Origin of the sequence: Advenella sp. EE-W14, assembly GCF_012923605.1 — a bacterium.
GTDB lineage: Bacteria > Pseudomonadota > Gammaproteobacteria > Burkholderiales > Burkholderiaceae_B > Advenella > Advenella alkanexedens.
Genome location: NZ_JAAVNG010000012.1, coordinates 175040 through 189679, shown reverse-complemented (window position 1 = coordinate 189679; position 14640 = coordinate 175040). Strand labels below are relative to the sequence as shown.

The following is a 14640-nucleotide window of genomic DNA, read 5'->3' as shown; positions in this document are numbered from 1 at the left end:
TAGGTCTTTGGGTTTTTTATGATTAATAGCAGCCAAAACATGGCTGTAAGGGTGTCTGTTGCTTGCGTTTTGTGACATGCGCCAGTATTCAGGAGTAATAAGATGCAATTTGAATTGACTGAAGAGCAGAAGCAAATACAGGCCTTGGCGCAACAGTTTTCGAAGAAGGAAATACAAGGCATAGCGAGTCAGGCAGATAAGGCTGCACAATTTCCCATGCATATTTATAGCGATGCATTTTCCTTGGGGCTGCTAAATTCAGTATTGCCACAACAATATGGTGGTGCCGGTCTTGGTTGCATGGAGTTGGTGCTGATAACAGAGGCGCTTTGCCATGCTTGTTTGGGCATTGGTGCTGCTTTATGTATCAATACCTTGGCCGCAGAACCTATCGTTATAGCTGGAACGCACGAACAAAAAGAAAAATACCTTAAACGTCTCACCTCGGGAGCGATGGCAAGTTTCGCACTGACAGAGCCTTCAGCGGGTTCGGATGTTGCCTCCATTAAAACCAAGGCGGAAAAGGTATCGGGCGGCTATCGATTAACAGGTGGCAAAATATGGATTTCCAACGCTAATATGGCGGAATTTTTTGTGGTGTTTGCCAAAACGGATGCCCAGGCAGGCCATAAGGGCTTATCCGCTTTCATTGTGGAGGCGGATAGTGAGGGATTATCTGTGGGTACGCCACTTCCCAAGATGGGACAAAAGGCTGCACCAACGTGTGAAGTGTTTCTGGATGGGGTATTTGTGCCCGATAGTCAGCTTTTAGGTGAAGAAGGCAGTGGGTTTTCAATCGCCATGAAAGTGTTTGACCGCACCAGGCCAATGGTTGCGGCTTTTGGTGTTGGCTTGATACAGCGTTGTTTTGACGAATCGCTTGCCTATGCCAGCCAGCGTCAGTCTATGGGCAAGTCCTTGATGAGCCATCAGGCCATTGCCCATAAACTGGCCGATATGCGTTTGCGCCTGGAGGCGGCACGTTTGCTGACTTATCAATCAGCATGGCGCCTGGATTGTGGGCTGAATAATACGTTAGAAGCGTCGATGGCTAAAGTGAATGCGGCGGACTCGGCGATGTGGGCGGCCACTGAAACCATACAAATATTTGGCGGTATGGGTTATTCAACCGAGTACCCTGCAGAAAAGCTTTTCCGTGATGCGAAGGTACTGCAAATTTATGAAGGCACTTCAGAAATACAACGCAATATCATCGCGAGTGAGTTGATTTAATTCATCATATAAAGGTTAAACATATGAATAAGATAGATTCTAATGAAGCGGTGATTCTTGAAGCTGTGCGTACGGCGTTTGGTCGTCGTGGTGGTGCATTAAGAAATACGCGCCCCGATACGTTGCTTGCCACCGCACTTGAAGCACTTGTCAGTCGCTCTGGTGTGCAGACTTCCATGGTAGGTGATGTATTGGCAGGCTGCGTTAGCCAGGCAGGTGAGCAGGGCGGAAATATCTCACGCCAGGCTTTATTGGTTGCCGGTTTTCCTGAAAGTGTGCCTGGGGTTACGATGAACCGTATGTGTGGTTCCAGTCAGTATGCGCTTCATGCAGCGGTTCAGGCTGTCGGTGTGCAAGACATGGATTTTGCCATTGCGTGTGGTGTGGAAAGCATGAGTCGGGTTCCGATGTTTCTGGATATGACTTTAGGGCAGCATGACTTTACCGGCTTTGATAATTTGCATCCGGACCTGGTCAAACGTTTTGCTATTCCGCATCAGGTAGAAAGTGCCGAACTTATTGCTGACCATTGGTCCTTAACGCGTTCACAGTTGGATGATTACGCGGTCGAAAGTCACGCACGCGCCAAGGCTGCACGTGATGCAGGCTTACACGCTGAAATCATCCCTTTACCAGGTGTTGATAAGGAAGGTAATACCATCACACTGGATCGCGATGAAGGCATCAGGGAGGTGATTGATAGAGTCCGTATGGATGCGATGGCGCCTGTTTTCAGGTCTGCGGAAACGGGTAAAGTGACCGCAGCCAATGCAAGCCAGATGTCTGACGGTGCAGCGGCGGTATTGGTGGGGCGTTATGGTGCCGCCATTGAGCTGGGATTTAAGCCCAAGGCGAAATTTCTGGCACGCGTTGTGCTCGGTTCCGATCCTGTCATGCAGCTCACCGGGATTATTCCAGCTACACGCCAGGCACTTGTAAAAGCCGGTTTAACAATTAATGATTTGGACTGGATAGAAGTCAACGAAGCATTTGCCAGTGTGGCACTTGCTTTTGAGCGTGAATTTAAGCCCGATACAGCGATTCTTAACCCTTGGGGTGGTGCCATAGCGCATGGTCATCCTTTAGGCGGGACAGGCGCGGGTTTGATGGCCAAGATGTTATCAGGATTGCGTCATGTTGACGGAGAGCTTGGTCTGCAAGTAATGTGTATCGGTCATGGTATGGCAACGGCAACGATAGTACAGCGTCTGGATTAGTTGAAGGTTTTGGGATGGTTCCTTTCCATCCCGTGCTGCAGATAATAAAAAAAGCCCTTGAAATAAATTCAAGGGCTTTTCAGTATCTTTGGCGGAGATGGAGGGATTCGAACCCTCGATGCGGGTATAAGCCGCATGCTCCCTTAGCAGGGGAGTACCTTCAACCTCTCGGCCACATCTCCAAAGAAAAAAGGATTCTAACTAATATAGTTTACTTCTGTCAACTGTTTGTATTGGAAATGCTGTTTTTTAGCTAAAAAACAGCATTTTTCTCCATTTACTCTTCAACAGCGGTTTCGGCTGGGTTGCCATCCAGGCCAAATGCCTTGTGCAGGGCACGAACGGCCAGTTCCATGTATTTGTCCTGAATCAGTACGGAAGTCTTGATTTCACTGGTGCTGATCATCTGGATGTTAACGCCTTCCTCGGCCAGGGTGCGGAACATCAGGCTGGCGACACCGGCGTGTGAGCGCATGCCAATACCAACGATGGATACCTTGCAGACTTTTTCATCGGTGATGACTTCGCGGGCACCGGTATTGGGCACGATGGTTTTTTGAATAACGTCCAGGGTGCGTTTGAAGTCGTTGCGATTGACAGTGAAAGAGAAGTCTGTGGTGCCATCAACAGACTGATTCTGGATGATCATGTCGATGTCGATGTTGGCATCGGCAACAGGGCCCAGAATGGCAAAGGCAACGCCTGGTTTATCAGGTACGCCCAAAAGCGTGATTTTTGCTTCATCGCGGCTGAAGGCGATACCAGAAACTACTGCTGCTTCCATTTTTGAATCTTCCTCGAAAGTAATAAGGGTTCCCGAATTTTTTTCTTCTTCGAGCGAAATTAAGGGGTCGGTTAACGATGACAGGACACGAACCGGAACTTTATATTTACCGGCGAACTCGACAGAGCGGATCTGGAGTACTTTTGAGCCCAGTGATGCCATTTCAAGCATTTCTTCGAATGACACCACATTCATGCGGCGCGCTTCGGGAACAACACGTGGATCTGTTGTATAAACACCATCCACGTCCGTGAAAATCAGGCATTCATCGGCTTTCAGGGCAGCAGCCATGGCAACGGCCGAGGTGTCTGAGCCACCACGTCCGAGCGTTGTAATATGACCATCGGGGTCTATGCCCTGAAAGCCGGTCACAATAACCACTTTGCCTGCGTCCAGGTCTGCGCGAACGCGCTGGTCATCGATAGAGGTGATACGGGCCTTGCCGAAAGCGCTGTCTGTTTTGACAGGAACCTGCCAGCCGGTGTAGCTGCGTGCAGGAACGCCCTGTGCCAGCAATGCCATGGCCAGCAGGGCGCTGCTGGCTTGCTCGCCTGTTGAGGCAAGCATATCGACTTCACGAGGATCGGGGGTTTCTGACAGTTCCTTGGCCAGGCCAAGCAAACGGTTGGTTTCGCCTGACATGGCTGAAGGAACCACAACTACCTGATGGCCTTCTGCATGCCATTTGGCGACACGTTTCGCAACATTTTGAATGCGTTCGATGGAACCCATGGAGGTGCCACCGTATTTATGGACGAATAGAGACATCTTGATGATTGAAGTAAGTTTGCCCTGAATTGAGCCTAAAACCTGATATTCTACAACGAGTTAGATGAATTGTTATATTTTTTTTAAAATGAGTGCTTTATTATTGGCAACGTTGGATATTATCGGTGCGTTTACCTGGGGTGCCGCCACCGTGAGGAGACAGAAATAATGACCAAACATCGTGTGTTACAGGTTGGGCCAGCACCATTGCTGGTTAGTCAGCATCTTGAGAATAATTATGATGTCCTCAGGTTGTGGGAGCAGGAAAACGCCATTGAAGCCCTGAAAGCACACGGGCAGGGATGCGTGGCTGCCGTTACCTCAGCCAAATATGGTTTCAGGAATGAGTGGCTGGATTACTTGCCTCAACTAAAAGTGGTTAGCAGTTTTGGGGTGGGTTATGACTCGATTGATGCCGTCGAGCTGAAACGACGCGGCATTCAACTGGGCAATACACCGGATGTCCTGAATGATTGCGTGGCAGATACCGCCATGACACTCTTATTGGGGGCGGCGCGCGGTCTGGTTCGGGCTGATCGTTTTGTGCGTGAAGGCCGCTGGACAACAGAAGACTTTCCGCTGACCCATAGTGTATCGGGTAAAAAAGCGGGTATTGTTGGCCTGGGCAATATCGGTCAGGTCATTGCCAAACGTTTAAGCGGGTTCGATTGCGAGATTCGTTACCATAACCGCTCTGAAAAGCAGGGCGTGCCTTATCGCTATGAGCCGTCATTGAAAGCATTGGCACAATGGAGTGATTTTTTAATCATCATCTGTATTGGCGGGCCAAGCACCCATCACCTGATCAACGATGAAATCATGAGCGCCCTGGGACCGAAAGGTTTGCTGATTAACGTTTCACGCGGAACGGTCATTGATGAGGTGGCGATGATCAAGGCCTTGCAGGAAGGGCGTCTGGGCGCTGCCGCATTGGATGTTTTTGAAAACGAGCCCTATGTTCCCGAGGCTTTGCTGAAGATGGACAATGTCGTGCTGATGCCGCATGTGGGCAGTGCCACGGTGGAAACCCGTGCACGCATGTCGCAACGGGTGATTGATAATCTGGATGGTTTTTTTCATGATGGGAAGATGCTGAGCAGAGTGGTGTGATTGGGTGTGTGGAAAGTGCAGGCTGGAAAGTTTAAGTAAAAAAAAATCCACGTTCCCATGCTTCGCATGGGAACCGGTGTCGGTATTGGTGCTTTCCCGCAAGCAGTCAGGTTTCCCGAAATGATGGAAAAACGTCTTTAAAATGACAGTCTGTAACGCATATTCTCAGTATGGTTGTCATACTTCATTTATTCAAAAATAAAACAGTAATACACGGAGACTTACATGAATATCGGATTTATTGGTCTGGGCAACATGGGTGCCCCCATGGCGCTTAATTTGCTGAAAGCGGGTCATCATGTTTATGTTTATGACTTGGTTGAGTCGGCGGTGCAAATGCTGGAAGCGGCAGGAGCCAGCCGTGAAAGTTCGCCTGCACAGGTAGCCAGGCAGGAAATCGATATATTAATAACCATGTTGCCCGCTTCGGTTCATGTAAAACAGGTTTATCTGGGTGATGAAGGGGTACTGGCAGCCGTTGGCAAACAGGTGTTGCTCATAGACTCTTCCACCATAGATCCGCAAACCGCCCGTGAAGTGGCTGCCCAGGCGGCCGCCCAAGGCAATGACATGCTGGATGCCCCGGTTTCCGGTGGCACGGGAGGGGCGCAGGCCGGTACCTTGACTTTCATGGTGGGCGGCGATGAAGCCGTGTTTGAAAAGGCACGGCCCGTGTTGCAGGCCATGGGTAAAAATATTGTGTACTGCGGTGGCGCCGGTAATGGTCAGGTGGCCAAGGTGGCCAATAACATGTTGTTGGGCATCTCCATGATTGGTGCCGCCGAAGCCATGAATCTGGGGGTCTCCCTGGGCATGGACCCTAAAGTGCTGGCAGGTATCATCAATACCTCTTCGGGCCGTTGCTGGAGCACCGAGGTTTACAACCCTTATCCGGGTGTCGTGGAAACGGCGCCTGCTTCAAAGGGTTATGCGGGTGGATTTGGTGCAGACTTAATGCTGAAGGATCTGGGGCTTGCCACCGAGGCGGCCCGTGCTGCCAAAGTTCCTGTGGTCATGGGCGCTGCCGCCCAGCAGTTGTATCAAACATTCAGTTCCCAAGGGCATGGGAAACTGGATTTTTCAGGCATTATCAAGCTTTTTTCCAATCAGTAAACAGAACCGCTGTCTGGGTTGGCTCAGAAACGGTAATGACAGGGTAACAGTAAGGAATGAATGGGAATGTTTAATACCGCATTAAGCGAAGAACAAAGCATGATTCGTGACATGGCTCGCGATTTTGCGCAAAATGAAATAGCCCCCAGGGCAGAACAGTGGGAAAAAGAGGGCTGGATAGACGATGCCATCATTGAAAAAATGGGGGACTTGGGCCTGATGGGGATGGTGGTACCCGAAGAGTGGGGAGGTTCACTGTCCGATTACGTTTCCTATGCGTTGGCGATTGAGGAAATTTCTGCAGCAGATGCGGCAACCGGTACCATGATGAGTGTGCATAATTCAGTGGGTTGTGGCACCTTGTTGAATGCGGGTAACGATGAGCAGAAAAGGCAGTGGTTGCCAGACATGGCCTCGGGCCGGGCGATCGGCAGTTTTTGTCTTACCGAACCGCAGGCCGGTTCGGAGGCTCATAACCTGAAAACCCGTGCCATCCTGCAAGATGGGAAATGGATACTGAATGGCGCCAAGCAATTCGTGACCAACGGCAAGCGTGCCAGGATCGCCATTATTTTTGCCGTGACTGATCCCGATCTGGGCAAGAAAGGGCTTTCCGCCTTTCTGGTGCCCACCGATACCGCCGGTTTCAGTGTCAGTCGGGTGGAGCATAAAATGGGTATTCGGGCATCAGATACCTGTGCCATTACCCTTGAAAACTGCACCATTCCAGAAAATCATTTGTTGGGTGAAAGGGGCAAGGGCCTGTCGATTGCCCTGTCCAATCTTGAAAATGGCCGGATTGGCATAGGTGCCCAGGCAGTAGGCATTGCCCGTGCCGCGTTTGAGGCCGCTCTTAAATATGCGCAGGAACGTGAGCAGTTTGGCAAAAACCTGCTGGCGCATCAAAGTATTGCCAATATGCTGGCAGATATGCATACCCAAATCAATGCTGCCCGCTTGATGGTTCTTAATGCGGCTTCCCTTAAAGATCGAGGTATCCCATGCCTTAACGAAGCGGCCCAGGCCAAATTGATGGCCTCTGAAATGGCGGAGAAAGTCTGCTCAATGGCCATTCAGATACATGGTGGTTACGGTTATCTGGAAGATTATCCGGTTCAGCGTTATTACCGTGATGCCCGTATTACGCAAATTTATGAAGGTACCAGCGAGATCCAGCGCATGCTGATTGCCCGCAGCCTGGTTGATTACCAGGGTTAAGTATCTGGGCTAATGGTATGATCCCTCCTGAATGTCACAGGAGGGAATCATGACAGTTGAAGAAACAGTGAATGCGTCAACAAAACCTGTTGCAGGGGTGCCGGGCGTTAAAGCCAATTCAAAGTCTGCAGTGAAACCTGATCCAAAATCTGCTGAAAAATCATCGGCGGCATCTGTCGTTGCTTCAGTTGAATATGAGCATGGCAGGCGTCTTGGTGAGATGACCATAGACCAGATTTCGGGTTATGTCAAAGACCCCAGCCGCCTGTTGTGGGTTGGCCTGAAAAATCCCACTAATGACGAGTTGCAGCATATTTGCAGGCAGCTGTCACTAAGTGCGGACGCCACGGAAGAAATTATTAAAAAACATGGGCGTCCCAAAATGATTGATTATGGGGAATATATCCAGATTGTGGCTATGACGGTGACTAAAGAAAACAGTAAAAAACCGGTTTTTGGCGAAATGCAGATTATTTTCGGGGTTGGTTTTCTGCTAACGGTCCGGCGTGGCGATGCCCTGTCCAATAGTTCTCTTCGGGAAAGGCTGGAAGGATGGCCCGACTTGATTGCCCGGGGAAGTGATTATGTGGCGGCTGAAATTCTGGATGTGCTGGCTGACAGCTATACTCACTTAACCACCAGACTGGAATATGAAGTTGAGCAGTCAGAGCATCAAATGCTGCTGCAAGGGCTTAAGGAAAGTGATATTCGCAAATTGTATAAACAGCGACGCGATTTGCTAAGGGTTCATACGGCCATTTCTCCCATGATAGAAATTTGCCGTAAACTGTCATTGGTACGGATCGATGTGGTGGAAATGGATTCCCGTTCAAATTTCAGTATCGTTTCAGATCGTGTGGCACGTTTGGTGGAGCAGATCAACTCCTTGCGTGAAGCCCTGGCGTTTGCTTTTGAGGCGGGCATGATGATTGGACAAAACAACCAAACTGATATTGCCAAAAGGCTGGCTGCCTGGGCTGCCATTTTGGCGGTACCTACGGCAATTGCCGGTATTTACGGCATGAACTTCAAGGATATGCCTGAACTGGATTGGTCTTTGGGTTATCCTTTTGTGCTGGTGCTGATGTTTGGTGTCTGTGCTTATCTGTACTGGCGTTTTAAAAAATCAGGCTGGTTATAGGGAAAACGGCTTTCTTCAGTGATCCTGCGCATGGCTTCTGGCGCCCAGGCGTGGTACGTGTTTTCAAAATAAGCGTTATCATGACAGGTATGCAAGCAAGTTTATTTTTAACCGGGTAATTATGGCTTTGAAAGTTTTTGATCTTCAATGTGAGGCACAACATATCTTTGAGGGCTGGTTCTCATCCCACGAGGATTATGATTCACAGCAGGAAAAGGGGCTTTTGACCTGCCCTGTCTGCGGTAACGCCAAAATCAGTAAAATGTTGTCGGCCCCGCATCTGAATGTTTCCCATCTTAAAAAAGCAAAGCAGGCGAAAACGGTCTCACCGGTGCCTGTGACAGAAGCAGCGGCAAGCCTTACCGACAAGGATCTGGCCAAAATACAGGCCACTGTCATGCAACAATTGCGGGCCTATGTTAAACAAACCGAAGATGTGGGTGATCAATTCACCTCAGAGGCAAGACGTATTCATTATGGCGAGGCGAAGGACAGGGCGATTCGTGGCAACGCCACGCCTGAGCAACGACAGGCTTTGCGGGAAGAGGGGATTGAAGTGTTGCCAATTCCGGACTTTCTGGATGATAATCAGCTTCAATAAGTGTTTTTCCTATACGGTATAAAATTTCGTATAGGTATAATGAAAAACAGAATCAATAAACCGATATTGATAATAACCCTTCCTGTTCTGGAGCTCAAAGCATGAGTAGTGAAAATGAATTTGATGTCATTGTTATCGGTGCCGGTATAGCCGGTGCTTCGGTTGCGTATCGTCTGTCCCCACACGTACGCGTGTTGGTGCTTGAACGGGAATCACAGCCCGGTTATCATTCAACCGGTCGTTCTGCTGCCATGTTTATGGAAACCTATGGCACACCCCAGATCCAGGCATTAACCCGTGCCGGACGTGGTTTTTTTGAGCAGGCCCAGTCAAGCGGATTTACCGAGCAGCCTGTTTTGCATCCTCGTGGTTGCATTTACGTGGCACGGCCAGATCAGAAAGAAGAACTGGATAACATGCTTGCCGAAGCGTTGGCCCTATCGCCCAATGTTGAGTTTATTGATCCGGACTCCATTGTTGAAATGGCGCCGTGCATGAAAAAAGAACAGCTGTATGGCGGGATGCTTGAGCGTCATGCTGAAGATATCGATGTGGATGTTTTGCACCAGGGGTATCTGAAGGGAATGAGAAAAAATGGAGTGGAACTGAAAAACAATGCCGAAGTTGTTCAATGCCAGCGTCTTGAAGACAAGTGGCAGGTTAAGCTGGCCAGCGGAGAAAGTTTTCAATGTAAAACATTGGTGAATGCAGCCGGTGCCTGGGCTGATCACATTGCGCGTGCAAGCAACGTTGCCCCAGTGGGATTGCAACCCTGCCGTCGTACCGCTTTTACCTTTGATGCGCCTGAAGGGCTTGATCTGACGACTTTGCCCATGGTTGTGGACGTTAGTGAACAATATTATTTCAAACCCGATGCCGGTCAGGTGCTGGGCTCACCGGCCAATGCTGATCCGGTAGAAGCACAGGATGTAGTGGCCGAGGAACTGGACGTGGCCACCGGGATTTACTATATTGAAGAGGCCACCACTTTCAAAATTCGTCGCCCCAATCATGTTTGGGCCGGTTTGCGTTCATTCGTCAAAGATGGGGACCTGGTAGTGGGATTTGACCAGACTGCCGAAGGGTTTTTCTGGCTGGCGGGGCAAGGCGGTTACGGGATTCAATCATCTGCCGGTGTGTCCGAGCTGGCCTGCGCATTAATCCTGAACCAGCCCCTGTCGGATACATTGCTTAAAGAAAAAGTCGATCCGGCACTGATTTCCCCTAACCGTTTCAGATAAAAAACGTTCATCCCTGTTGGTCAACCAGGGATGCCTGTTCATGTTCTGGACTGTATCTGGCAAAATGGGCATATAAGGCTTGTCTTAACTTAAGACAGGCCTTATGCATGTCTGCGCTTCAGCCAGAGCGGTTAAAATATGCTAATCTTGACGTGGATATTTATATGACTATTAAAAGGAAAGAGAAAATATGCCATCATTTGATGTCGTGAGTGAAGCGGACATGGTTGAAGTCAGGAATGCGGTTGAGCAGGCCAATAAAGAAATTTCAACCCGTTTTGACTTTAAGGGCTCGGATGCCCGGATCGAACAAAAAGAACTGGAACTGACTATTTTTGCCGATGACGAATTCAAGGTGGGGCAGGTTCAGGATGTGCTGATTAACAAACTGGCCAAGCGTGGAGTGGATTTGCGTTTTCTTGAATATGGTAAAAAAGAAAAGATGTCTGGGGACAAACTCAAGCAATATGCCACTATTCGCAAAGGGATTACCGGAGATCTGGCCAAAAAAATCGTTAAAACCATTAAAGACAGCAAGCTCAAGGTACAGGCCAGCATACAGGGCGACACCGTGCGGGTGAGTGGTGCAAAACGGGACACATTGCAAGATGTCATTGCCTTGCTGAAAAAAGAGGTGGCAGACGCACCGCTGGCTTTTAATAATTTCAGGGACTAAATCGTGGATGCTTGTGTATCGGTTCATCCCATCAATAATCCGTTCCTGGAATGGATGGGCATTACTTTAAGTGACTGGTCTGAAGGGTATGCACAAATGCATTTGCCCATGGGTCCCAATCTGGGCAATCGTACGGGTCGTGTGCAGGGCGGAGTGTTGTGTACCTTGCTTGATTCGGTCGCCGGTTACAGTGGTATTTATTCAGCACCCGGAGATCCCGAATTAAAGGCCCTCACCTTGTCGTTGACCACCAATTTCATTGGTGCGGGTGATGGTGCCATGTTAAAGGCCAGGGGTTTTGTGGAAAAAAAAGGACGTAGCATATTTTTTGCCCGTTCCGAGGTGTGGCTTGATGATGATTTGCTGCTGGCAACAGCGGTCGGGACATTTAAATATTCCCTGGTTAAAAGGTAAGTAAAGTCACCCTGCAAAACCAGCACTTGAAAAAAAACCTGAAGCTATTGCTTCAGGTTTTTTTGTTTTCTATGGTTGGAGACCATTGGAATTACATAACACGGCTGCGGTATTCGTGAGTACGTGTGTCAATTTCAATTTTGTCACCAATGTTGCAGAATAGGGGAACTGCAATTTCAAAACCGGTATTGATTTTGGCGGGTTTCAACACTTTACCGGAGGTGTCGCCTTTAACTGCGGGTTCGGTATAGGTGATTTCACGGACAATGATGGTTGGAAGTTCGACAGAAATGGCACGGCCTTCGTAGAAAACCACTTCAACAGTCATGCCTTCTTCCAGGTAGTGCAGCGCATCACCCATGCTGTCGGCTTCAACTTCGTGCTGGTTGTATTCTTCATCCATGAATACATACATGGGGTCGGCAAAGTAAGAATAGGTGCATTCTTTTTTGTCGAGCATGACCACTTCAAATTTTTCGTCGGCTTTGTAAACCAATTCACTGCCGGAGCCTGTTAACAGATTCTTGAATTTCAGTTTGACAACAGCAGCGTTTCGGCCAGATTTATTGTAATCGGCTTTTTGTACAACCAAGGGTTCTGAGCCAACCATGACTACATTGCCTACGCGCAGTTCTTGTGCGGTCTTCATTAATAATAACTCCAGGAATAATGGGTAGTGTATATCTACAGTAATTTAACCGATAAAAATCGGAAAACGCATATTTTATACTTTTTGCGACATTTTATAATGAATATCAAAAATGGATGAAGATAAAGTCTTGTTTTCAGAAAGATTTTGGCAATATTCGCGCGTTTGCTGTTTCCATTGGGCGCATTTGTCGGGATTGAAGAAAATATCCTGAAAAAGACTGGTAAATGAACCGGGAGCTGCGGCGTTGTTCCAGGCTCGTATTATGCTGGCAACAGAAGGGCAGGTTTGGCTGCTGGCAAGCCAGGCATCCAGCTTAATCAGGTGTGTATTTTCCTCTTGCTCATAAATTTGCCATATGAATGGTCTGGCTGCCCAGATGGCCCTGACAAAACTGTCTTCACCACGAATAAAATTCAGCGAGCCTAGCCAAAGCAGGCGGTCATAGTCGCGCTGGTCTATGAAAGGCAGGCGGATAATGTGCAGCGGGGACGGGGCGGGAGCAACCGCCTCCAGCCGGGTAATTTCTTCTTCCAATGAGGGGGCCACGCCTTCCGGAACCAACAACAGAACCGGCTGATTGGCCTTGACAAGAGCCTGGGCCAGTTCATGCACCGGGGCGCTCGGATAACAAAATAAATTAATGATGGGGGCACCCTGTTGCCAAAGTGCCAGTTGTTGGGCATTTAAAAACGGAGCCAGGAATTTTTCTTGTGCCTGCCGGTCATTTTGCCACTGGTCACGCTCTGACAGCAGGTGTTCTTCACGCAGCAACCCCCCTGTTTTGGCGGTAAACCCGGGGAAAAAGAACAGTTTTACCATGCCATTGGGCTGTAGCGAGGGTTGGGCATGAAAGCTTTCCACCCAGGGTTCGGCTGACAGGTATTCCAGGTTCAGCCATAAACGTGTATTGCCTTTCATGGCTTGTACAAAATCGGGTGGCGGGTCACAGGCAAAGGCTTCAATCACTATTTCAGCCGGTTGTTCAGTGAAAGCCTGATCGTTTACCCAATGACGGACATGGATGCCCTGAACGATTTGCTCGTTAAGCATGGGATCCAGTTCAGGGGCGATTTTCCCAAAGCTGCGCAGATCATCAACCCACAGGCGGATGGTGGCCTGGCTTTGTGTTTTCAAATCACGGGCAAGGCGCCAGCACACGCCAATGTCTCCGTAGTTATCTATGACTTTGCAGAAAATATCAATGCTTTTGGGGTAAGCGGGTTTAATGGAACTGTTCACTGGAAGTGTCTACATCATCAAAATCATCGGGCGCACTGATATACGTCAGTTCTCCGGCAGGGTTGGGAAAAAGTGGCTCATCGGTTTCTTCATGAAGGCCGGGTTTGAGCATTTCATTGATACAAATGATATGTTTGATGCCATTGGCCTGCAGTTGCTCAATGATATTAAGAACCTGTGGCGATTCGGTAATGGTTTCAGGGATGGTTTCTTCCTGTTCCTCACTGAAAAGAGGCCACATGCAGCCATAAATAACCTGATGGGAGTCCAGGAAGGTAAAGCCGATTCGATATTCCTTGATTTGGTCTTCTCCGATGCCGGCAATCGTGGCGCGGAAGGATTGGGCAGGGATATTCAGGGTGTTTTGCAACCATTGCACCGAAGCGCTCAGCGCGGCGAAACGGATTCGTTTATCAGCTTCGCGATTGGCGATATAAAACGCATCGGGTAGGGGAAGTTCGAGGCCACAGGCGGGTAACAGTTCCCTGAACAAGGGCAGGGCTTCTTCTTGCCAGTCTTGCAGACAGCGTTGTCGTTGTTCGGCAAAGTGTTCGCTGGCCTGTTGCCATTTGAAAATAGGCTGGTTTTGGATGACACAGAAAGCAGCCATGATATAGCGGGTATCGGCCAGCATATGGGCGTCTTCGGCGGGCGGCTTGGGACTGGAAAGCGGGTTAACAGGCAGATTCAGTGCCTGCCTGGCCAGCGTATCGCACCATAGATGGGTTTGATCAAAGGATTTTGGCATTTGGTCAACTGAACACAGTTGCGGATGAATGGCTATTTCCACCGCTGTGGCACTGATATGTTTTTTTAGCAGATTGACAAGCGCGGTTTGTGTTTTCAGATTAAGGGTGGGTGATGGGATGTGGAATCGGGTCCAGGCCACCACAGGAATCACAATGAACAGGCAGTCAAAATACACGCCATCTTTTTCCAGCGTGCAGGACTCGGACATGGTTTCCGCATGTTCCAGCAAGATATCATGGGTTTCGGTATCGGTAGAGGCCAGAAAATCAAGTGCACGGTCGACCTGGTTTTTTTTATTGCTGTTGAAAATATCGACCACTTTTTGATCGATCAGGTTTTCCCAGTAGCGGTCTTCAATAATGCAGCCGGACTGTTTTAAGGCTTTACAGGCGTCAATAAGAACCTGGCTTGCCTTGCTTAACTTCGTGAATGCGGTTTTACTCATATTTTGTTTGGCTCCTTTCACGGACGATGATGAAAGGA

At 49.0% G+C, this 14640-nt stretch carries 14 protein-coding genes and 1 tRNA gene; 10 read left to right on the top strand and 5 right to left on the bottom strand.

Annotated features, from left to right (window positions below; translation table 11 throughout):
- Nucleotides 1–102 precede the first annotated feature (102 nt).
- A complete protein-coding gene (locus HCX92_RS11840; RefSeq protein ID WP_169295172.1) occupies nt 103–1233 on the top strand; it encodes an acyl-CoA dehydrogenase family protein in 1131 nt (376 codons plus the stop codon).
- Between the two features lie 23 nt (nt 1234–1256).
- Nucleotides 1257–2450 (top strand): thiolase family protein, encoded by a 1194-nt coding sequence (locus HCX92_RS11835; protein WP_169295171.1) that lies wholly within the window; start codon nt 1257–1259, stop codon nt 2448–2450.
- Nucleotides 2451–2539: 89 nt separating this feature from the next.
- Here the strand turns inward: HCX92_RS11835 and HCX92_RS11830 are convergent.
- Together HCX92_RS11830 and HCX92_RS11825 are read right to left on the bottom strand one after the other, a co-directional pair.
- Nucleotides 2540–2632, bottom strand: a tRNA-Ser gene (locus HCX92_RS11830).
- A gap of 95 nt (nt 2633–2727) precedes the next feature.
- Nucleotides 2728–4002 (bottom strand): aspartate kinase, encoded by a 1275-nt coding sequence (locus tag HCX92_RS11825; protein ID WP_169295170.1) that lies wholly within the window; start codon nt 4000–4002, stop codon nt 2728–2730.
- A gap of 165 nt (nt 4003–4167) precedes the next feature.
- Here HCX92_RS11825 and HCX92_RS11820 point away from each other — a divergent pair, with 165 nt between their 5' ends.
- The 8 genes from HCX92_RS11820 to HCX92_RS11785 all read left to right on the top strand — a co-directional run bounded on the left by HCX92_RS11820 (nt 4168) and on the right by HCX92_RS11785 (nt 11516).
- On the top strand, nt 4168–5112 hold the full coding sequence (locus tag HCX92_RS11820; protein ID WP_287810676.1) for a 2-hydroxyacid dehydrogenase: 945 nt from the start codon (nt 4168–4170) through the stop codon (nt 5110–5112).
- Nucleotides 5113–5337: 225 nt separating this feature from the next.
- Nucleotides 5338–6225: a 3-hydroxyisobutyrate dehydrogenase gene (gene mmsB, locus HCX92_RS11815; protein WP_169295168.1), complete on the top strand. Its 888-nt coding sequence runs from the start codon at nt 5338–5340 to the stop codon at nt 6223–6225.
- Nucleotides 6226–6291: 66 nt separating this feature from the next.
- Nucleotides 6292–7443, top strand: coding sequence for an acyl-CoA dehydrogenase family protein (locus tag HCX92_RS11810; RefSeq protein ID WP_169295167.1), 1152 nt, complete (start codon nt 6292–6294; stop codon nt 7441–7443).
- 49 nt (nt 7444–7492) lie between these two features.
- Nucleotides 7493–8584 carry a magnesium and cobalt transport protein CorA gene (locus tag HCX92_RS11805; protein ID WP_169295166.1) on the top strand — a complete coding sequence of 364 codons (1092 nt, stop codon included), beginning with the start codon at nt 7493–7495 and terminating at the stop codon, nt 8582–8584.
- Between the two features lie 121 nt (nt 8585–8705).
- Nucleotides 8706–9185: a DUF1178 family protein gene (locus tag HCX92_RS11800; RefSeq protein ID WP_169295165.1), complete on the top strand. Its 480-nt coding sequence runs from the start codon at nt 8706–8708 to the stop codon at nt 9183–9185.
- Between the two features lie 101 nt (nt 9186–9286).
- Complete coding sequence (locus HCX92_RS11795; protein ID WP_169295164.1) at nt 9287–10426, top strand: FAD-binding oxidoreductase; 1140 nt, start codon at nt 9287–9289, stop codon at nt 10424–10426.
- A 190-nt stretch (nt 10427–10616) separates the two neighbouring features.
- Entirely contained in the window at nt 10617–11102 is a 486-nt protein-coding gene (locus HCX92_RS11790) for a YajQ family cyclic di-GMP-binding protein (protein WP_169295163.1), read from the top strand.
- 3 nt (nt 11103–11105) lie between these two features.
- Entirely contained in the window at nt 11106–11516 is a 411-nt protein-coding gene (locus tag HCX92_RS11785; RefSeq protein WP_371808420.1) for a PaaI family thioesterase, read from the top strand.
- A 91-nt stretch (nt 11517–11607) separates the two neighbouring features.
- On the opposite strand, the gene efp is transcribed toward HCX92_RS11785, so the two are convergent.
- The 3 genes from efp to HCX92_RS11770 form a co-directional block, all read right to left on the bottom strand.
- Entirely contained in the window at nt 11608–12165 is a 558-nt protein-coding gene (gene efp / locus HCX92_RS11780; protein WP_169295162.1) for an elongation factor P, read from the bottom strand.
- A 75-nt stretch (nt 12166–12240) separates the two neighbouring features.
- Complete coding sequence (earP, locus tag HCX92_RS11775) at nt 12241–13407, bottom strand: elongation factor P maturation arginine rhamnosyltransferase EarP (protein WP_169295161.1); 1167 nt, start codon at nt 13405–13407, stop codon at nt 12241–12243.
- Nucleotides 13391–14602, bottom strand: coding sequence for a DUF2863 family protein (locus HCX92_RS11770; RefSeq protein ID WP_169295160.1), 1212 nt, complete (start codon nt 14600–14602; stop codon nt 13391–13393). Before HCX92_RS11770 ends, earP begins: the two co-directional genes overlap by 17 nt.
- Nucleotides 14603–14640: the final 38 nt, after the last annotated feature.